The following is a 21,039-nucleotide window of genomic DNA, read 5'->3' as shown; positions in this document are numbered from 1 at the left end:
ATTTATTTGTTTTTAACCGGGTTGCCCCAATAATCCAGTTTTTGTTTTTTTGCAGATGTACTTTGTTTTTTTGCAGGTGTAGGGCTAGTTGTTTTTTTTACCGGATTACCCCAGTAATCTACTTTTGTATCGGTATTTTGGGAAGTCACATCAGTATTTTTACCGGCATAGTATTTCTCGGATATCGGAACACCTTCTGTTTTAAACTTTGTAACAAAAGCATTTCTTTCAGTAATAGCTTCCTGTTCAGAAGTATAGTAACCTCTATATACACAATAAGGATTTATAAGGCTATTTAATTCACTTTTTATAGCGTTTTGTAAAGGCCAGGAACCATCGGGGTAACGACCTATAACAAATACGTTGGTGATTTGAAGTTTTGCATCTTCTATACGGGTATGGCTTCCATGATCAGTATAATAGGCAAAATAATATAGTTTATCACTAGTGACATTAGTAGATGAATTGGGAAGACTGGCTCCGGAATAATGACCGTGCTCCTTTAAAAATAAATTGAGACTTTTCATTTTATTGTTAAAAACTTCCTCTTTACGTCTACGCTCCTCATTTTCCTTTTGTAATCTACGCTCTTCTGCTTCTTCCCTGCGTTTGCGCGCCTGCCATTCCCGTTCCTCACGGGCTTCTTTTTCTGCATACTCTTTTTTAACACGCTCATTTTGAGCATCAAAATAAGCATTCACGCCACTTTTTTCCATATAATATCCGCCGGGGTTAGTAGCCTGTTGCAGCTTCTCTTTTTGCTGACGCTGATAAACCTCTCTTTCATACAGCATCTGCTCGTAGGTTTTGGTGCTTTCTTGCTTTCTGTTGGAATTTGGAGTGTTATTGGAACTTGAAGTGTTTTTTGAAGCTGTATTTTTATTGGACGAGGAAGTAGACGCTGTGTTATTAGATTTTGTTGTTGTTTGTGTAACTGATGCCTTGGGTGAGGTTTGGGAAACATTATTTTGTGTGGTCTGTTTCTCTGCGGTTTCCTTTTGCAATCGTTCCTGCTCAGCTTTGTTAAGAATAGCTTTGTCGGCATCTTCAATCAGAGCCAAAGTCTTTGGATCTTTATTTAAGGCATAAGCTTTTTGATACAACTCTTTTGCACCTTTATAATCGGCTATCCCATACTGTACATGTCCCTGACGCAAATACGAATCAGCCTGTGCTTTATTCTCGGCTTCTCTTTTTCCTGTTTCAAGCAGCTTGCCAATTTTATTATCTAACTCCTTAAAACCTCTAAAATTCCTGGATACTGCCTGTACAGAAGTAACCTGAACTTTAAACTTACTCAAAAAGGCTGCAAGAGGATCGGCCTCCTGAGTAATCTTCAATTTCCCTATAGCAGTTACTATTTCGGGCCCATAAGTAAAAAGCCCCCCGTTAATAGTACTGTTTCCTAATTGGGAAACATATTTCTTGTTTTTAAAAGTGTATTGTTTCCCTGTAATAGGGTCTGTATACTGTCCTTCAATTATAAAATCCATGCTCCCACTAAATACAACCTGAAAATCAGAAGGATTATATAGTATTTCACCTCCGCTTGAGTTATATCCTCTAATCTTAATGGGCTTATCAATTGAAAATTCAAAAGCTACCTTGACTTCCTGTAGCCCCGTAGATAATCTTTCAGGTAATATTCTTAACCGCCAGAAACCAAGATTTGCTTCAGGGTTTATATTTTTAAATCCGCTTTTAAATTCAAAACCGTTATCTGGTACAAGACTTACCAGTCCCTGCCCTGATCCGCCATTTACAATTTGTGAATTGACCGTAATACTATTTAATATGAATAGCAATACAATAGTTAATGTTCTCATACTATTCAAAATTTATATTTTTAATAATTAGCTCTCTATACACAAGATTTTAATTTCTGCCTAATCAAAAATAACCCAAACAGTATACACATAACAATACCAAGTTTTAGGTATTTTTATATTGAATATATTAAGGCATATTTGTTTACACTTATTAAAAATAAATGAGGAAACAGTTTCTTTTCTTATTACTAGGCGTTTTATGGGGCTTTTCAGGTTACCTTACTCCCATGATGGCTCAGGATAAAGCTATTTATTCTGACACCCTGTTTGTTAATGGTCCTAATTCTGAGCATCTTTCCAAATACCTCACATTTTGGATTGACAGTACAAAAACTCCTGATATAACTAATGCTGAAAAAGCATTAAAAAACAATGAGTTTAAGCACTGGAACCCTGAAACAACCCTTAACCTTGGCTTAAACCCACATCCGTTGTGGCTGCATCTTAATGTTAAAAGTACAGAGCCTGATTTAAAAAATTACTGGTGGAGCTTTTATACCCATGCCGATACTATAACATTTTATCAAAAATCTGTTGATGGTTGGGTAAGTACAGATACCGTGGCTTATGGATTACAACTCTCAAAACGAAAAATAAAAACCCGGTTTTCTACCACTGAAATAACACTAAAAGGTTATGAGTACAAAGAATTATTAGTAAAAATTGAAAACTACAGGCATACTCAAAATGCCATAACCGACTTCACTACCCCTGAGAATAATTTATTTTGGGAAACAAACTTTTACTGGTCTATCGGCTTTTTTATAGGATGCTTTTTACTTATTAGTAGTATCAGTTTTTTTATCAGTGTTGTACTTCGTGAAAAAAACTTTTTTAAATATGGAGTTTATCTGCTATTAATCATTGTCATGGCGCTGATGGAAGAATTAATGGTTCCCACTATTTCTAATCCGTTTCTCTTTTACATTTTAAAAAGGCTACATTCATTACCTATAGCTATAATAGCTTTGGCTATTCACTATCATATTATACTTTACATCATCAAACCTGAAAATACCATAGGAAAACTGATTAAGTTTTTAACCCGGCTTAATAATATATTCCTTCTCTATGGTATAGTATATTCGGTTTACTACTTTATCAATATGGAAAAACTGAATCATGGACAATGGTTCTATCCCTTAATGTGGTATATAGGAATTATATCTGTATTCATTGTTATTCTCTTAACTGCAGTTATGATTATTCTAACAATGCATCGAAAGAAATTAATAGTACCCGGAATCATTTTGGCTTTTGTTCTTCTTTATTTTAATCCGGCAGGTTATTTTTTAAACTATGCGGGAATACTAAATTATTACAAAGTAACCTATCCTAATTACTTTTATTGGATAGTATGCATAGAGTTTATAGGTATAGGCTGCATCTTGGCCTGGCGTTACAAAAAAACCGTTCAAAATCATTATACGCTTTTACAGGAAAAAGCTTTACAGGATGAACTAACTCTTACAAGGGAAATTGAAATACAGGAGCAGGAACGGGAACAAATTGCCCGCGATCTTCACGATGATTTAGGTACTACTATAAGTGCAATAAAACTAATTATAACAAATAGCTACCTTAACGACAAAACCTTAGTTAAAATGATAACAAAGGCTAATAATGATTTGAGGTACTTTTTTAATAAGTTGACACTACCACAACAGGGATTATTTGACATCCTTCAGGATAAAATAGATGAACTCAATAACATTGGTACAATACAATTTGTGTTTATAGCAACAGGTGAAGAAGATATAGTACCCGATGCTTTAAAACTACCTATAATACGCATTTGTTTTGAATTATTATCTAATGTGCTAAAACATTCTCAAGCCTCAGAGGCTACATTACAGTTATTTTCAGATTCATCACAAGTACAAATTATGATGGAAGATAACGGTAAAGGATTTGACCCTAAGCTAAAAAGTAATGGGATGGGTATCAATAACATACATGCCAGGGCTAAACGGTGGAATGGAGAAATACATATATCAAGCGGAACTAAAGGAACTACAACTATTGTCACAATTCCTTTGAATTAAAAATCAATAATATGAAAGAGAACTATAAAGTAATCATAGTAGATGACCATCAACTATTTGCCGATGGTATGGTGCGCATTTTAGCAGACGAGGATGATTTTGAAGTGATTGGTATTTGTAATAACAGTACCGAGCTTTACCATATGCTCAATAACCATAAGCCAGATTTAATAATGCTTGACATACAAATGGGGGGTACTAACGGGCTTGAGCTTTGTTATGATCTAAAAAAAACAATGCCTCAAATAAAAGTTATACTGATTTCCATGTTCGAATCTATAAATGTGGTTAATGAAGGGAAAAACTCTGGCGCTAATGGCTATATACCTAAAACTACTGATGCTGCACTGGTTAAAAAATCAATACGGGAAGTTATGGAAGGAAGAGATATTTTTATAAAACCGATAAACCCCGAGACAAAAGTTGATTTGGAGGGAGGATCATATGCCTTTCTGCTCAGTAAACGGGAACGGGAAATTATTCTATATATTAAAAAAGGATTTACCTCAAAAGCTACTGCAGAAGAACTTAATATCAGTCAGTTTACAGTTGATACACACAGAAAGAATATTTTAAAAAAACTAAAACTAAATTCTCTTAAAGAACTTATCTCCTATGCTTATGAAAACAACCTGTAAATTAGTTTTTTACTGGCAACACTCTCCTAAAGGTACTTCTGTAATTTCTAAAATAATGAAGTTAAATCTTTAACAGGTAGAGTTTTGCTTTGTCTCATGATATTTACATTTTAAGAGTGAAACTTATATTACTAATTACATTATAACCTTTGTTTAACTTATTTTTTTTCTAATTATTATAGGAATATCAATATTTTTCAAACAATGAATGAGTACCGGTAAGTTGTTTGATACACAAGCTATTCCAGTAATTAAAGGCAAACTAAAATTGTTTTATTTTTAAATACAAAAGTCAAACAAAACATAAAACATTAAAAACCAACCGTATAAAATACAATCTCAACACCTAAACAATAGTTAATTTTAAATTATAGAATGTTAAGAAATAAGTAAAATATTTTTTGTTTAATTAATTTTAAAAATGTTTAAACAAAAAATAGATAACCATGAAAAAGATTACAAAATTTCTGACAGCTATTTTTCTTTTAGCACTTAACTGTGTCACAGCACAGACAGCTCGTGTACAGGTAATACATAATTGTGCCGATCTTGCCGCACAAACCGTTGATGTATACCTGAATGGCACTATTCTTCTTGATGACTTCGCTTTTAGGACTGCAACACCTTTTGTTGATGCACCGGCAGGTGAAGAAATAACTATTGTAGTGGCTCCCGGTAACAGCTCTTCTGCCGATGATGGTATTTATACACTAAGCACTACACTAACAGAGAACGAAAAATACATTTTGGTAGCTAACGGTATTGTAAGTGCTACCGGTTACAGCCCTAACCAGGCTTTTGAGATTTCTGTTTACAGTGGTGCCCGTGAAATGGCCATGTCTGTCGGAACTGATATACTGGTAAATCACGGGTCTACAGACGCTCCAACTGTTGATGCAGTTGAAACCAGTATTCCGGCAGGAACTGTTGTTAACGACCTTTCTTATCCTTCATTTACAGGAGATTACTTAGAACTGGCAACCCAAGACTATATACTTGATATAACAGACGAAACAGGTATGACTGTTGTAGCATCTTATCAGGTGCCTTTAGCAAGCTTAAATCTTGAGGGTGCGGCGCTTACTGTTTTGGCCAGTGGATTTCTTGATCCTTCAATGAACAGTGACGGCCCGGCTTTTGGACTGTGGGTAGCTACTGCTGAAGGTGGCGACCTGATTGAGCTACCTCTTGCCAATCAGACAGCTCGTGTACAGGTACTTCACAATTCGGCCGACCTTGCCGCTCAAACTGTAGATGTTTATCTTAACGAAACACTCCTACTGGATGATTTTGCTTTCAGAACTGCATCTCCTTTTGTTGATGCGCCAGCCGGAGAAGAAATAACTTTAAGTGTTGCCCCTTCAAACAGTTCTTCAGTTAATGATAATATTTACTCGGTTAACGTAACCCTGGAACCTGACGGAACATATATTGTAGTGGCTAACGGAATTGTAAGTGATTCGGGGTACAATCCTTCTCAACCTTTCGGACTATTTGTTTATCCTATGGCAAGAGAAATGGCTAATATGAACGAGAATACCGATGTATTAGTGTTTCACGGAGCAACTGATGCCCCTACTGTAGATGTACAGGCTGTTGGTGCAGGTACTCTGGTAGACGATTTGGAATACAGCAACTTTAGTGATTATTTAGAGCTGCCTACAGCCGATTATATAATTAGTGTAGCAACGGCAGACGGAGAAACAGTTGTAGCTTCCTATCAGGCACCATTAAGCACATTAGGACTGGAAGGACAATCCCTAACGGTATTGGCAAGTGGTTTCTTAGACCCTTCAGAAAACAGTGATGGTCCGGCTTTTGGACTATGGGCAGCTACAAGTGCCGGAGGAGCTATGCTTGAGTTACCGCTCACTACACTGAGTACCGATGAATTTCAAAGCAACAACTTTACCGTTTATCCTAACCCGGCTATTAATAGTGTAAACATAACCGGATTGATAGATGAAGGAGCAGCAGAGCATATAATTTTTGATTCTTACGGACGTCAAGTAATAACTACCACAAACAGTACTATAGATGTTTCGGGGCTGGCAACCGGAATTTACAACATTGTATCTACAGACGGACAACAAGTAAGTACACAAAAACTTGTAATAAAAAGATAAAGTTCCCTATCATCCTCTTCCCCATTTTAGCGTATCGTGTAACTAAATCAGTACACGATACGCTTTTCAGATTATTTTTATGGAGTTTCACACCATTTATAATAAAATCATAGAGCAGATAGCCGCAATTAACCCCGTAGCATATGCACAAACCAGAAACTATACTACAGGAAGCGTCTCTATGCTCTCTCCTTACCTTTCAAGAGGTGTTATTACCAGCAGGCAGGTATATTCAATTATCAGAACTAAATACAATGCACAGCAGTGTGAAACATTTGTAAAAGAGCTTTTTTGGAGGGAATATTTCCAAAGATTACTGCAAAACAATGTATCCCTATCTCCCACCTCCTCTTCTACAGGATTCAAATATAAAGAAGGGATGCCTGATGCATTATTACATGCAGCAACAGGTATAATAGCTATAGATCATGCTATTTCGTCACTTTACACCACGGGCTATATGCACAACCATGTAAGGATGTATACAGCATCTGTTTGTAATATGGCAGAATATGGCTATAATATTCCCGCACAATGGATGTATTATCACCTGCTGGACGGCGATGTAGCCAGTAATTATTTCAGTTGGCAATGGGTATATGGTTTGCTTAACGGGAAAAAATACATTGCTAATCAGGATAATATCAATCGGTTTTGCGGTACGGTTCAAAAAGGTACCTTTTTGGATTATCCTTATGAAGTGCTGCAAAACATTGAAGACATTAATGAGCTGAGCCAACACAGCACTATAAATTTTACTACCCTAATGCCTGAAACCAAAAATATAGTGATTGACAATAGACCGGTACTTATTTACAACTCCTATAATCTTGATCCTAAATGGCATGTAAACGAAGACTTTAACCGAGTACTATTACTGGAGCCTTCTCATTTTAATACCTACCCGGTAAGTGAAAAGGTCATGAATTTTATTTTAAAACTTGCAGATAATATTACCGACATACAAATTTACATTGGGGAATACAACGATCTTAAAAACAAATACCCTAACAGATTTATCGCCAAAGAGCATCCCGTTTTTCAATATAAGGGGGCTGAAATCGAACCTCGTGAATGGCTGGCCGAAGAGATAACCGAATATTTTCCATCTTACTCCAAATACCTTAAAACAATTAAAAAAAATGACTATGAATACTTCCGATTCTAAAACTTACATTATAGCCGGAGCCAGCAGTGGTATAGGGCTTGAACTGGCAAGGATACTTGTTAATAACAATATTGTATATGGTATAAGCCGCACTCCGGGTGAACTTCAGCATCATGAAAACTACAGGCACTTTCCTTATGATTTTTTAACCGGAGAAAAACTTCCCGATATTGCTGCAAATGCAGACGGACTGATTTACTGCCCGGGTAGTATCACCCTAAAGCCGTTAGAACGACTATCTGTTAGCGATATTGAGAACGATTTTACAATCAATGCAAAAGGTGCATTCACTTTCATACAACAATATAAAGGGAACATTAAAAACAGTCCCAATGCGTCTATACTTCTATTTAGCAGCGTAGCAGTACAAACAGGCCTGCCCTATCACATAAGTATCGCTATGGCAAAAGGTGCTATAGAAGGACTTACCCGTGCACTTGCTGCAGAACTCTCTCCCACTGTTCGGGTAAATGCTATAGCTCCTTCTTTAACTAATACGCCACTAGCAGGTACATTACTCAACAGCGAAGCAAAAACAGAGGCCAATAAACAAAGACATCCGCTAAAAAATATTGGCTCGCCACAGGAAATAGCCCTGTTTGCAAATCATTTGCTTACACAGTCTACTTGGATAACAGGACAGATTTTCGGTATAAACGGAGGAATGGGAACTATTATAAAATAAATTATTAAAGCGATTTTTGATTATGAGAAATAAATTTTCAGAAGAAGATACCGACAGAATAATAGAGATGGCGTGGGAAGACCGAACTCCTTTTGAGGCTATTTACCATCAGTTCGGGCTAAGAGAAGATGAAGTAAAAATTTTTATGAAAACTAACCTGAAGTTTTCCAGCTACAGGCTATGGCGAAAAAGAGTTGAAAACTGCAAAACCAAACATGCAGCAAAACGTATTGCAGGCATTAACCGTTTTAAATGTACCAGACAAAGGTTAACAGGTAATAAAATTTCCAAACGTTGAAAAAAGTAAAAAAACAGGATTTGCCCGTTAAAATATGTGTTGTATGTAATCGTCCTTTTACATGGAGAAAAAAATGGGATAAAAACTGGGAGGAGGTTAAGTATTGCAGTAAAAAGTGCAGTAAAAACAAATCATGAAAAAAAACTATCATACGTTACGCCTTATATTGGGCGATCAGTTAAATATAAATCACTCATGGTTTAAAACCACCGATGATTCTGTTTTGTATGTACTAATGGAAGTGCGCTCTGAAACTGATTATACATGGCATCATATTCAAAAGGTTACTGCTTTTTTTGCCGCTATGGAAAACTTTTACGTTGAGCTTAAAAAAAAGCATCATAACGTAACTTATATAAAACTTGATGATCCCAATAACGAAAACTCTTTTACTGGTAATTGCAGTTACCTAATTAAAAAATATAATATTCAAAACTTTGAATATCAATACCCTGATGAATACCGTGTAGACAAAGAACTTTCTGATTTTTGTAATAAGCTTGAAATTAGGCACAAATCCTTTGACACTGAACACTTTTATACTGAAAGAGAAGAACTTGGAAACTTTTTCCGTGATAAAAAAGGAATGCTTATGGAAAGTTTTTACAGGGAAATGAGAAAAAAACACAACATACTCATTAAGGGAAGTGAACCAGAGGGTGGACAATGGAACTTTGATACCCAAAACAGAAAAAAGATACCCAAGAATCATAATACGCTAACTCCATATATTTTTAGTAATGATGTTACTATTCAATACAAGAGGATTACAGAAGCAAAAATAAAAACCATAGGTAAAATAGATCCCGAAAGGTTAATTTGGCCCATTAGTCGTGAACAATCTCTGGAACTGCTTAATTACTTTACAAATAACTGCCTCATTTTTTTTGGCACGTTTCAGGATGCCATGCAAAAATCAGAATGGTCTCTTTATCACTCAAGACTCTCTTTTTCTCTCAATACTAAAATGATATCTCCACAGGAAGTAATCGAAGCTGTACTAAAAGCCTGGAGAGACAATCCTGATACTATATCTTTGAATCAAACCGAAGGCTTTGTAAGACAAATATTAGGCTGGCGGGAATACATGAGAGGGGTATACTGGCTTAAAATGCCTGAATTTGAAAACTTAAACTTTTTCAATCATAAAAATTCACTACCCCGTTGGTATTGGACAGGTGAAACCAAAATGAATTGTTTAAAACAGTCCATAAAACAATCTTTGGATTATGCTTATGCTCATCATATCCAAAGGTTAATGATAACAGGGAATTTTGCACTACTGGCCGGGATAAACCCTAATGATGTTGATGCATGGTATCTGGGTATATATATTGATGCCATACAGTGGGTTGAAATAACTAACACCCGTGGTATGAGCCAGTATGCTGATGGCGGTACTATAGCTACTAAACCTTATACTGCCAGTGCCAATTATATTCATAAAATGAGTAACTATTGTGATAATTGCTTTTACAATTATAAAGAAAAAACAGCTGAGAACGCCTGTCCATTCAATAGCCTATACTGGAACTTTCATGACCGAAACCGTGAGAAGCTGGAAAACAATCCGAGACTGGCTATGGTGTATAGGTTATGGGATAAAATGGATCCTAAAGAAAAATCAGCCCTACTTGAAAAAGCACATTATTACCTCAATGAAATTGAGAGTCTATAATTCTCTTATATCCCAATAAACCCGTAGTCTGAATACACATGAACAGTAAAAACAATTTCAGAATACTTTATTCAGGAGTCATAGGTATAGACCTTCCAGCCGATGTTAATGTAAACACCAAAGTCAATGAAGTTAATCTCTCAGCAAATGCCGTACAGTTGATATTACTGGGTGAGATGAAAATGGAAATTTAGCAGATACCTGTGTTTTATTTATGAAAATAAAAAGAATTATAAATAAAAACCTGAATAGATAGTCCTGATGACCTTAGCAGTAAAACAGGTATGAAAGGATAGGCTCCTCAAGTTGATATATAAACTAAAATGAAAATTTATCTTATGTACTGTAGGTAAATTTCTTTAAGTCCTGTTTAAAGTGGTTGAGAATTGTCTTGTCCTGATCATAATAAAGCCCCCCTAGTTTTACACAATGCTTTTTATATATTCTTTTACATCCTATTAGTTTCTTCATCCAAAGATGTATTTTTAATTTCCTTCTTCTTATCGGAACCAAAATAATAGGTAGCCTGTACAAAAAAGCGGCGGGTTTCCCATCGGTTAGTCCAGTCTGTAGACACATTGTTTACCTGTGTGGTTTGGTTGTAAAGGCTTTTCTTTAGTATGTTGGAACATCCTGCAGAAAGTACCAGTTTTTTGTAAAACAGGCTTTTTTTACCTGAAAGGCTGATATCATAGATAGCCTTTGAAAAACCGTTTGGCGTGGTAGAACGCCCGTTGTAAAAACCATTTACAGTTAATTTCCAGTCGCCTTTTAACTCAACCCCTTGGTATAGGTTTATATCATAGCCAAAACCATTGCCGTTATAGGTAAAGTTTTTAATCTCCGATTTTTCACTGCTTTGGTATGCATCTAAGCTCAATTGTATACTCCACCATTTAAAGGGCTGGTAAGGCACAGAAGCCGAAAACCCAAACCTACTGCCGTTTGCCGCATTAGCAATGTAGGCAATGTTGTAGTTTTTATCGCGCTGATAATCTATAACCTGTGTAAAACCATCTTTAAATAAATATCCGTAAAGACTAAGGTTCAGCATGCTTTTGTATATATAATTCAACTGAAAACTGTCATAATACTGCGGACTAAGCACAGGGTTTCCGGTTTGCAGCGTGTAGGCATCCATATATTGGTAATAAGGGTTAAGTGATAAATAATCAGGCCTGCCTATGCGTCTGCTGTAGCTAAACTGGTATTGGTGGTTTTCATTCCGGTAACCAAATGAAAACGACGGGAACAGGTTGGTATATTCGCCTTTATTTAGCTGTACATTTAGGGGTGATGCTGCTGTAAACCTGTAATACTCGGCTCTGAGGCCCGCCTGTAGGTTCCACGAACCAAACTCGGCTGAGGCCTGAGCATATACTGATGCAAGTTTTTCGTCATACTTAAAATCATTTACCAGCAGGCTGTCCGGTATAAACAACAGCGCTGTATTAGTAGCTTCATAGCGGTTGTAATAGTCCATTTTTACATAAGCATACTTGGCACCGGTCTCAAGATTTATGTTATGAGGCAGCTTTTGGTTAAAATCGACCTGAATATTAGTAATAGTATATGCCGTTTTATTTTCACCATCCAGATTCATGTATTCCCCATCAGCATAATCATTACGCTGAAAACCGTTTCGTTCTGTACTGTATTGTGCAAAATTTGCCTGCAGGTCAAGCTTAGTGGTAAGACTGTCTGAGGTAAAATTGTAAAAAAGATTACCGGTAACACGGTTCTCTGGTCTCTTAAAGCGCTGGCTAAGGTTTACCCTGTTTTGTGGTGTACCATTCAGGTATTCATTGGTATAGCCCTTAGTGGTTTCGGTACTGCTATCTTTATAATATTGCCATTGGGTACTAATAACCTGATTCTGACCAAGTCTGTGTTCTACAGCCGCATTAAAACCACCCGATTTTGTAACCGGCAGCCAGGTATTATACTGGTCAATAATCCTTTCACCATCTTCAGATGCTATAGTTTGCTTTACGTGCCTGTGATTGACAGACTCTCCATTATAATACGAGCCATTTGCCGTAACCGTCCATAGCGAATCGTTATAAAACAGTCTTCCTCCCTGCTGGCTTTTAAAATATTCGCCATAATATGCTGCCGTAGTCACGCTACCAGAGAGTCTTGTATTTCGGGTCTTCTTCAGTATAATGTTTATTATGCCTGCCGTTCCCGCTGCCTCATATCGAGCTGAAGGTTGTGCTATAATTTCAATAGATTCAATATCGCTACCTTTTAAAGACCTGATGTATTCACGTAGGGCGTCGCCGATTAGCAGGCTTTTTTTTCCGTTAATCATTATCTGCAGGTCAGTGCTGCCCCTATACATAAGGTTTTCATCTTTATCAAGACGCATTCCAGGTACAAGGCTTATGGTTTCAAGCCCGTTATTACCGTTACCTATACCCGCAGCCTCAACATTCAGTAGCGTTTTATCGCCTTTCATGGTGATGGCCCTCTTACGTACATTTATTACGACCTCATCAAGCTGCTCCTGCCGTGGGGTGAGAGTAACATTTATTTCCTGGAGAAAGTCAGTAATACTGATTTGCTTCGTGTAGGTAGTAAAGCCAAGGGAATTTACGGTAAAGATGCCGTTTGTAAATTTATCAGGAATGCTTAGTTCATAGCGTCCGGAGTCATCGGTTTCCGAGTAAGTAATTATAGTATCTGCGTGGATGACATATACCGAAGCAAAAGAAACAACGGTACCATTCTGTTCTTTTACCACACCTTTAATCGTTGCCTGAGCCAATGCCGGTAATGAGGCGAAAAGGATAAACGTAACAAGTAATAATTTTTTCATGGCTGTATTAATTTTCTACAGCAATATTACTTTGCCTGTTTCATGAAAAATTACTTTTGGTACCAACCTACCCGTTTATAAAACAAAACGTTTATGGCATGCTATTTTTGGGTTCGTTGTATTAAAAACGGTATTTGTCCTGTATTTTTACCTGTTTAACCAATATCTCGGCATACATTTAGCATAAGTATTACTTTAGCACTATGAGTAAGAAAAAAGAAATACTGTACCATATTGTATTCTGGTTCCTTTTCGTAGGGCTTGAACAGCTTTTAAAGAGTATTACGATTCATAAAGATCTGGATACAACATGGAGTATTTTACAGAATTTAGGCTTTATCTTGTTACAGCTCCTTATCTTTTATAGTAACTACCTGATTATCTGCCCAAAGACGATTCTAAATAAAAGATGGCGATTATTGATAGTGGCTCAATTCGGACTTATAGTATTATTCCCTGCTATACGTTTTGTGTATGAAGAGATAGTACTTTTTAAAATAACGGGCTATCATAATTATGACATGAGCGATCTCAATCCACTGTATTATATATATGATAACTCCTATTATTCTATAAGGATCCTGCTCTTTAGTCTTGTAGGATATTTTATGAAATACATGTGGAATACCAACACGCAGGTTACCCAGTTAATTTTAGAGAAAAAACAGGCTGAATTACAAGCTCTGAAAAACCAGTTAAGTCCGCATTTTTTGTTTAATTCGCTAAACGGTTTTTACTCTGATTTGTATGACACCAACCCAACAGTGGCTACCGATATCCTGAAACTTTCTGAAATGCTGCGCTATGTTACCTATGAAAGTGAGAACGATATGGTACTGCTAAAAGATGAAGTACTGTTCCTTCAAAACTATATCGACCTTTTTAAAAGACGGTTTGACGGCAAAGTAGCTATTACCTTTACATCTCCCTATAATACCGGTACCTGGAAAATACCCTCACTGTTATTGATACACTTCCTTGAAAATGCCTTTAAGCACGGTATTACTGATGATTATGATAATCCTGTTATTATAAAGATAAAAACACAGGCAGGAAGGCTTACCTTTACCACGACCAATAAGTACCGCACTACACAAAGTTATGACGAGCACGGTATAGGTTATAAAAATATCAGCCAGAGGTTAAACATCCTGTATCCTGAAAATCATAGCCTTAATGTAGAGCAGGGTACACAGTATTTTAACGTAACACTTAACATACCATTAAGCTAATGAGTAATACTATAACCTGTATAATAGTAGATGACGAACCACCAGCAATACGCCTGCTGAAAAAATATACTGAACAGTTACAGGATATAGAATGTGTGGGATCCTGTACCCGAGCGGTTGAAGCCCTAGCCCTTATAGAACAGTATAAGCCCGATGTGGTACTTTTAGATATACAAATGCCCGACCTTACCGGTATTCAGCTTTCGGCAATTATTAAAGATAAGGTGAAAATTGTATTTACCACCGCCTATCCGCAATTTGCCGTAGAAGGTTTTGAAATGAATGCGGTAGATTACCTGCTAAAACCCATACCCTTTAACCGTTTTATAGCAGCTGTAGAAAAAATACGTAAGCAAAATACAGAACGAACGGCTGTAAAACTGCCTGTAGACACGGCTACCGATGAATATTTTTTTGTAAAAACCGATGGTAAAAACCGCTACCAGCGTATAGAAATAAAAGACATTAACTATATAGAAAGTATAAAAAACTACGTAGTGCTACATACCTCCAGCGAACAGGTGGTAACCTATAATACCTTAAAATATTTTGAAGAGAACCTGCCCAATAAACTGTTTATAAAAATACACAAGTCGTTTATTGCCGCTATTGGTAAAATTGAAAAGACTGATAATAATGAAGTATGGATAAGCGGTAAGTGCTTGCCCCTGGGCGATACCTATAGGAATGATTTTTTTATCAGGATAGAACATTTTAAAATTTGATACAGGGAGGCTATCGCATTTTCATTATTCAAAAATCCATAAATAATGATCAGGCATGCGATTGTGATTACTTTCATTCTGCAACATTTAAAAAGTTTTAGTTTTCACTGGAGTTTTTTTGTCTGTTCTATACCTATTTTTTGCTTTCTGATACTTAATTTCATAGGGAAAGTTTTCTCATGATTGCCTGTTTGTACCCATACTCCTGCTTTCGTTTGCCAAGCTAAATTATTCGTGTCTTTAATAATTGGTGACAGACATAGGAACAGGAGACAATGAAAAAGTATTGCAAAAAATATTAGATATGAAAAGACTGATCATGGTATTGCCTATATTTTTTGGCATTTCTATTATTAGAGGCACAGTACCTATCTACCATATTATTTATCAACAGTTTACCAACACACAACATCATAAACTAATTGGAATATTACTTTTAGGAGAAGGACCACAGAAGGAATATTTTATACCTTAGCATATATAGAATTAGTGTTCTTAAATAGTTGGATATTTAGCTTTTGTTATCATAATATAATCTGTGGCAAAATCGTGGCAATTTTATTTGCTGGATTTGCATTTGCAGGAATAACGCGGGTTTGAGCGACTAAGTTCGAATCCTGCTCTCCCACCAAAAATTAAAAGCCTGCAATTTTTTGCAGGCTTTTTCCATATCCTTATTTCTAAAAGACACTATATAAAAAAATCCCCAACCTTTCGGTTGGGATTTTTATTTTTAATCAGGGTATCTATAAAAACACTATTCTTCTCAATATCTAATAAAGCTACCTTGTTTTACAAATAGCTTTATGAAAGATTTTAATCTTTACAAGCAAAATCATATAAGTATTACTATTAATCTGCGAGCCTGTTATAAAGGTAATATGCATCCTTTTCAAACTCCTGCATCATAGCAGCCAGCTGACTTGTGACGCTGAGAATACGGTTCTGTGCAGGGGTCTCAAGCGTGTCAAAATACTTACTATGCTTGAGCTGCAAGGCATATTTTAGCAGGTTATGGCAGGTAGTAAACTGTCCGGTAGCAATGATAGCTTTACGTAAGTTATGTTGGTTATCCGTTTCCTGTTCTGGAGTAAACCACAATGTAGTGGGTGCATTATAGGCAAGTTCGGCAACATCCTGCATCTGCGGACTTAATTTAAAGTAAGCGTCTACATCACTGTCAAAGGCAGCTTTTCGCCCTATATATGTCGTATCTCCCTTTTCTTCTGCCTCGTCAAGGCTTACCGGTCTTTTGTTTTTGGCATTGGTATAAGATAGTGCATATATAAAATTACCCAGTCTGCGGTACCTGTAAGCAGGGTTAGAAAACAGCTGATCATAAATCAGCCTTCGTATGTGCTTCAGGAAGACCTCACTTATCATCGTAGCAGAGGAATGAGCACGGGTTTGCGCCATAGTAACGAGTTCCTGCAGCTTGGTTTGTTTCAGATGGGAAACCATCTTAGTACCAATTCGGCCTAAAAAGGAATTATCAGGATAATAATGGGTAAACAGTTCTTCAAGGGTTTTCTTTTCCAAAAGGGTAAACAATTGCTGCTTATTGCTTTTAAAACGGTTATATAAATAGCCGGCAACACCTACCCCTAAAATTGGTAACTGTCCTATTACAGCTAGTAATACCGTTGATAATGAAGCCCCCTGTTTTATAAGCGGAAAAAGTGACAGGCAACCTATCATACCACCTGCAATGTAACCTATAATCAGCGCTTTTCGGATTTTTGCCGGTACTTTGGTAAAACTGTTCCAGTACTGCTCAGGGGTATCCTGATTCCAATGGTTAGCCTCGGTTACCGGTTCTTTGAAGGGTTGCATGAAAAAACTGGTCACATCACTAACCATCATAAGGTCAAAACGATTCTTAGCTTTAGAGCCTCCACTCTTTTTTACTTTTCGTTTATTAGCCATAAGAAGGCTGTAAAGCCCCTGATTGTCACAAATCCCACCGTCCATCAGGCCAAACTCACCGCGTTCGGTAAATTCTTTTTCAGCTGTAGCCCTCCTACTCCTCGAGTTATTATAAATATCCCCTTCCTTCCAGCTGTAGGGATCCATCTCCAGTGCGCTACGCAGCTCGTCTACCCCCGGTCCCCCGGGATAATGGAAATCACGCGGAAACATTATAGGCTCAAAACCAAGGGGAAAGCAGGAAGACGCTGCAAGAATATCGGCCAGTCGGATTTGTCGCAAAGTATCCACTGCTGTTTTTGACGCAATCCTGATATTACTGTTTCCGAATTTACCACCGCTCTTGGATTTCCATCCTTTTGGGCCTCCCTGAAAACGAAAAGATAGTCCTGTATAGAATTCGGATGCGTTAAAACAAAACTCTTCAATATGAAATGAAGCGTCGTTTCCACTCATAATATGGTCAAGGGTTCTATTCTCTTCTTTTACGAAACTCAGTAAGGAATTATGGTAAGTTCTGGCAAAAGCATTTATAGGATTGCGGGCTTTGGGCAAACCTTCCCAGTTTTGTGCTTCAGAAAGATCTCCAAGTGCCTGATGAAGCAGCTCTTCTTGTGTAATTGTTTTGTTAAGATGTGTAAAAAATTCTGCAAACGGCATGTTTTCACGAAGCGATGCCACGTAGGTTACGGCTGTGATAGTACCACCGGATGCCGACGATATGAATTTTACTTTTTGCAGTAAACTAGTACCATCCTCTGTTTTCAGAGCATCAAACACGCTTAGTGTCCCTAAGGCATAGGCTGCTGCACGATAGCCGCCCCCTGAAAATGCCAGTCCGATACTCTCAAAAGGGTTTGTAGGAAATTCAAAGTCTGTACCATCCTGAAATAGCTTTTCGGCTTCGACAGATACATCCAAAGGGTTTTCTATAATTGATTCCATAAGGTGTAAGGTTTTATTACTAGAAACGATTAATAACAAAAATAATACTCTCACAGGTAATTCAGACAGGTAAAAACACCTGTTTTACAGCTACAGGAAAACCCCTTGTTTTCATCTGAGAAACCTATCTATATAATAATTCAGGTTGCCATTTCATCAGGAAGCTACGGTAAGTGGACAGTGGTGAAAAAACATCTACAAGTCAAAAGTACAGCAAGAGGCGGTAACCAAGAAGCACCCCATAACAGGAATAACTTTCCTAACAGTATAATGAAGCAAACACTAATAGTAATAATAAATTTATTACAAACCTCTTTATTTTTATTTTTTTGAAGATTATTTACATTAAATTGAGAAAACACCTGTTTTTTTATCCGCTTTTTAAGACTAAAATCTAAAAATTCATGTAATACTACATTTTTTTAAAACAAAATCGTAGCCTGTTTTCACTTTAAATAAGAATTATAAAACCCCGAAACATGCATAAAAACAGGAGATTGCGACCGAAATACAATTTATTTGAATAAATAATTTATTATTTTTCAATAAGTTAAATTCAAAATACTATCTTTACCCCAAAATTAATTTATTTACAATGCAAGAAGGTACAGTTAAATTCTTCAATGAAGAAAAAGGTTTTGGATTCATTACTCCAAGTAACGGAGGTAAAGATATCTTTGTTCACGTTTCAGGTCTAACGGAAAGTATCCGTGAGAACGACGTAGTTCGTTTTGACGTTGAAGAAGGTCAAAGAGGCCCAAGCGCGAAAAATGTAGTAGTAGCTTAATACTCTATTACAACTGGTACAAAGCATCTGATAATTACAGATGCTTTTTTTTTGCCTTTCTGTTAACCGGATTTAATACCGAGAAATAGCGAACTCTATATTTAGATCAACTGCTTTAAATTAGAATATTCTTTCTTTTAAAAAATGTAAAATATAGTTGAGTTAACCACCTTAAACAATTACCTTGCCCGGTGAAAACCAACTAGTATGACTATTAAATTTTTACGATTTTACCTTTTACTACTCCCTACCCTGTTATGGTCTCAGGATAATTTAGATATAAAAGTAGATAACAGGACGGAAGCTCTGAGTATTTTTTACACCTTAGCAACCGCAGATACCTTAGACACTAAACCTACTCCGTCAACATACTACAGGGATGTAAAACTCTATTTTGAGGCTTATAAAAACCACGAATCATTAAACTGGTACAGAAACCTTGACACTTGGGACGGTTATGATATGGCATCACTGGGTCTTTTCCTTTCAAAGCAACACCCGTTTACCATTGCCGTTAAACCCGAAGTTAACTACATAAGAAGTTCATCACAAGAAACATTTCTTTACCATTTTAATAAATTTTATGCCGATACAGATATGCATGGCTTTATTAATAAACACAAAAAGCTATACGAGTCAGTTTGTCAAAATGCTAAAGATGCCATATTAGCTTCGGGCATATTAAACCACATACAATCTTTTTACGGTACTACTGTTGAGAGCAGGTTTGTTATCTATTTAGACCTGCTAAACAATTTGGGCAGTAATGCTATTAACAGCGATGATCCCGGTTTTATTAATAACCGAATGTTTAGGCTGGCATACCTAAACGATGAAAGTAAGCACCTTACAGATGAATCTCCCGTACTGTTTACGCCTTACATTAATGTAGTAACACACGAAATAAGCCACCTGTTCCTTAAAGAATTTATCCCAAAATACCGTAAGCGTCTTTATAAAATACGCCAGTTGTTTCTCACTATAAGTAACGGAGAGGTATTAAATGAAACCGAATGGGAAAACGAACTTGACGAGCTACTTGTAAGGGTTTGTACTGCAAGGATTTTAGCGCAAAAGTTTGGATATGAAAAGGGTATTGAAGAAATTAACAACCAGGCAAAACATTTTAAACTGGCAAAGCCTCTTTATGAGTTTTTTGAAACCTATATATCAAACAGTTCTTTATATAAAGAGGTTACTATGTTTTACCCTGAGATAGTAGCCTTTTTAGAAAATTACACCGAATAAATAAAACATAAGAAACCAAGCGTTAAAAAAGAGTTATCAATTTTGCGTGATACCCTGTAAATACTATCTTTACACCAATTAGTAACCAATATATTATACAGTATAACATGAAAGAATTATTTGACCAAATTAACGCACAGTTTGAATCGTTTAAAGCAGAAGCTGAGCAACACATTGAAAAAGGTAACAAAGCAGCAGGTACCCGTGCCCGTAAAGCAGCTCTTGAAGTAAGCAAACTAATGAAAGATTTCAGAAAAGTTTCTGTTGAAGAGTCTAAAAAATAAGACTATAACTGTATAGTTATGCATAAAAAAGCCTGCAAATTTTGCAGGCTTTTTTGTTGTGTACTTATTTTAAATTAAGCCTTTTACTAATTTATCGCTTTGTAATTTTTTTTTAGACATAGTCTAGCTCTCCAGCCAATATTCAAATTTGAAATTATCTGATTAATTTATTTCTTCAAAAAGTAATTTTCTATTTTCAGCATTAAGTGGTTCCAATCTAACAATATTAAAATCTATATTTTATTTTAAATGGATAGACTTCATAATACGAGGATAAGAATTCAAAATAATATTAGTATGCTGCTCATCATTCAAAGCTCTTAATCTTAAACTAGGAATAAACACCCCTTCATTATAAAAAGGCAAATAATCTATCATACCGTCTATCCACTCTATACAAACATCTATAGGAAGATATTCCTTTTCAAAATAAAAAAATTCCTCATTTACAAGATCTATGTATTCCGAAGCAATAACATCTGCTGATTTATTATCTTGATTCATAAAGGTTCTAAAATCATTAATACATTTTTCCATAGCAGAAAAATGTATTTGCTTCTTAGAAATTGCATAAGTAACTAAAATCCCTATTAATGAAAAATAA

The 21,039-nt window shown here is 36.2% G+C and carries 18 protein-coding genes; 14 read left to right on the top strand and 4 right to left on the bottom strand.

Features of this window, described 5'->3' with window-relative positions; all coding sequences use genetic code 11:
- Nucleotides 1-2: 2 nt before the first annotated feature.
- Entirely contained in the window at nucleotides 3-1,826 is a 1,824-nt protein-coding gene (locus tag Q763_RS12455) for a hypothetical protein (RefSeq protein WP_035134776.1), read from the bottom strand.
- 164 nt (nucleotides 1,827-1,990) lie between these two features.
- Between Q763_RS12455 and Q763_RS12450 the strand changes: the two genes are divergently transcribed.
- The 9 genes from Q763_RS12450 (at nucleotide 1,991) to Q763_RS17835 (ending at nucleotide 10,661) form a co-directional block, all read left to right on the top strand.
- Nucleotides 1,991-3,874, top strand: coding sequence for a sensor histidine kinase (locus Q763_RS12450; RefSeq protein WP_035134774.1), 1,884 nt, complete (start codon nucleotides 1,991-1,993; stop codon nucleotides 3,872-3,874).
- Between the two features lie 11 nt (nucleotides 3,875-3,885).
- Nucleotides 3,886-4,512, top strand: coding sequence for a response regulator transcription factor (locus Q763_RS12445; protein ID WP_035134772.1), 627 nt, complete (start codon nucleotides 3,886-3,888; stop codon nucleotides 4,510-4,512).
- A 446-nt stretch (nucleotides 4,513-4,958) separates the two neighbouring features.
- Nucleotides 4,959-6,638, top strand: coding sequence for a T9SS type A sorting domain-containing protein (locus Q763_RS12440; RefSeq protein WP_035134770.1), 1,680 nt, complete (start codon nucleotides 4,959-4,961; stop codon nucleotides 6,636-6,638).
- A gap of 79 nt (nucleotides 6,639-6,717) precedes the next feature.
- Nucleotides 6,718-7,806, top strand: a complete 1,089-nt coding sequence (locus Q763_RS12435; protein ID WP_035134768.1) for an FAD-binding domain-containing protein — start codon at nucleotides 6,718-6,720, stop codon at nucleotides 7,804-7,806.
- Entirely contained in the window at nucleotides 7,787-8,491 is a 705-nt protein-coding gene (locus tag Q763_RS12430; protein ID WP_035134766.1) for an SDR family NAD(P)-dependent oxidoreductase, read from the top strand. The genes Q763_RS12435 and Q763_RS12430 overlap by 20 nt, the downstream gene beginning before the upstream one ends.
- Nucleotides 8,492-8,513: 22 nt before the next feature.
- On the top strand, nucleotides 8,514-8,789 hold the full coding sequence (locus Q763_RS12425) for a TIGR03643 family protein (protein ID WP_035134764.1): 276 nt from the start codon (nucleotides 8,514-8,516) through the stop codon (nucleotides 8,787-8,789).
- Nucleotides 8,786-8,926 (top strand): DUF2256 domain-containing protein, encoded by a 141-nt coding sequence (locus Q763_RS17740; RefSeq protein ID WP_084596067.1) that lies wholly within the window; start codon nucleotides 8,786-8,788, stop codon nucleotides 8,924-8,926. Before Q763_RS12425 ends, Q763_RS17740 begins: the two co-directional genes overlap by 4 nt.
- Entirely contained in the window at nucleotides 8,923-10,467 is a 1,545-nt protein-coding gene (locus tag Q763_RS12420; protein WP_035134762.1) for a cryptochrome/photolyase family protein, read from the top strand. The genes Q763_RS17740 and Q763_RS12420 overlap by 4 nt, the downstream gene beginning before the upstream one ends.
- 38 nt (nucleotides 10,468-10,505) lie before the next feature.
- Nucleotides 10,506-10,661: a hypothetical protein gene (locus Q763_RS17835; RefSeq protein ID WP_157499428.1), complete on the top strand. Its 156-nt coding sequence runs from the start codon at nucleotides 10,506-10,508 to the stop codon at nucleotides 10,659-10,661.
- Between the two features lie 254 nt (nucleotides 10,662-10,915).
- On the opposite strand, the gene Q763_RS12415 is transcribed toward Q763_RS17835, so the two are convergent.
- Nucleotides 10,916-13,288 carry an outer membrane beta-barrel family protein gene (locus tag Q763_RS12415; protein ID WP_035134760.1) on the bottom strand — a complete coding sequence of 791 codons (2,373 nt, stop codon included), beginning with the start codon at nucleotides 13,286-13,288 and terminating at the stop codon, nucleotides 10,916-10,918.
- Nucleotides 13,289-13,491: 203 nt separating this feature from the next.
- Here Q763_RS12415 and Q763_RS12410 point away from each other — a divergent pair, with 203 nt between their 5' ends.
- On the top strand, nucleotides 13,492-14,520 hold the full coding sequence (locus Q763_RS12410) for a sensor histidine kinase (protein ID WP_035134758.1): 1,029 nt from the start codon (nucleotides 13,492-13,494) through the stop codon (nucleotides 14,518-14,520).
- The gene (locus Q763_RS12405; protein WP_035134757.1) at nucleotides 14,520-15,245 is read left to right on the top strand and encodes a LytR/AlgR family response regulator transcription factor; all 726 of its coding nucleotides are present in this window, start codon (nucleotides 14,520-14,522) and stop codon (nucleotides 15,243-15,245) included. Before Q763_RS12410 ends, Q763_RS12405 begins: the two co-directional genes overlap by 1 nt.
- Before the next feature lie 852 nt (nucleotides 15,246-16,097).
- On the opposite strand, the gene Q763_RS12395 is transcribed toward Q763_RS12405, so the two are convergent.
- Nucleotides 16,098-18,116, bottom strand: coding sequence for a patatin-like phospholipase family protein (locus Q763_RS12395; protein WP_035134753.1), 2,019 nt, complete (start codon nucleotides 18,114-18,116; stop codon nucleotides 16,098-16,100).
- A gap of 595 nt (nucleotides 18,117-18,711) precedes the next feature.
- Between Q763_RS12395 and Q763_RS12385 the strand changes: the two genes are divergently transcribed.
- The 3 genes from Q763_RS12385 to Q763_RS12375 all read left to right on the top strand — a co-directional run bounded on the left by Q763_RS12385 (nucleotide 18,712) and on the right by Q763_RS12375 (nucleotide 20,435).
- Complete coding sequence (locus tag Q763_RS12385; protein ID WP_035134749.1) at nucleotides 18,712-18,903, top strand: cold-shock protein; 192 nt, start codon at nucleotides 18,712-18,714, stop codon at nucleotides 18,901-18,903.
- Between the two features lie 207 nt (nucleotides 18,904-19,110).
- Complete coding sequence (locus tag Q763_RS12380; RefSeq protein ID WP_035134748.1) at nucleotides 19,111-20,151, top strand: DUF4932 domain-containing protein; 1,041 nt, start codon at nucleotides 19,111-19,113, stop codon at nucleotides 20,149-20,151.
- Nucleotides 20,152-20,258: 107 nt separating this feature from the next.
- A complete protein-coding gene (locus Q763_RS12375; RefSeq protein WP_035134746.1) occupies nucleotides 20,259-20,435 on the top strand; it encodes a histone H1 in 177 nt (58 codons plus the stop codon).
- Nucleotides 20,436-20,675: 240 nt separating this feature from the next.
- Here Q763_RS12375 and Q763_RS12370 read toward each other — a convergent pair whose 3' ends face one another.
- A complete protein-coding gene (locus Q763_RS12370) occupies nucleotides 20,676-20,972 on the bottom strand; it encodes a hypothetical protein (protein WP_035134745.1) in 297 nt (98 codons plus the stop codon).
- Nucleotides 20,973-21,039: the final 67 nt, after the last annotated feature.

Source organism: Flavobacterium beibuense F44-8, assembly GCF_000769915.1.
GTDB lineage: Bacteria > Bacteroidota > Bacteroidia > Flavobacteriales > Flavobacteriaceae > Flavobacterium > Flavobacterium beibuense.
Note: the sequence above shows the minus strand (reverse complement) of the source record. Positions and strands in the feature narration are given on the sequence as shown.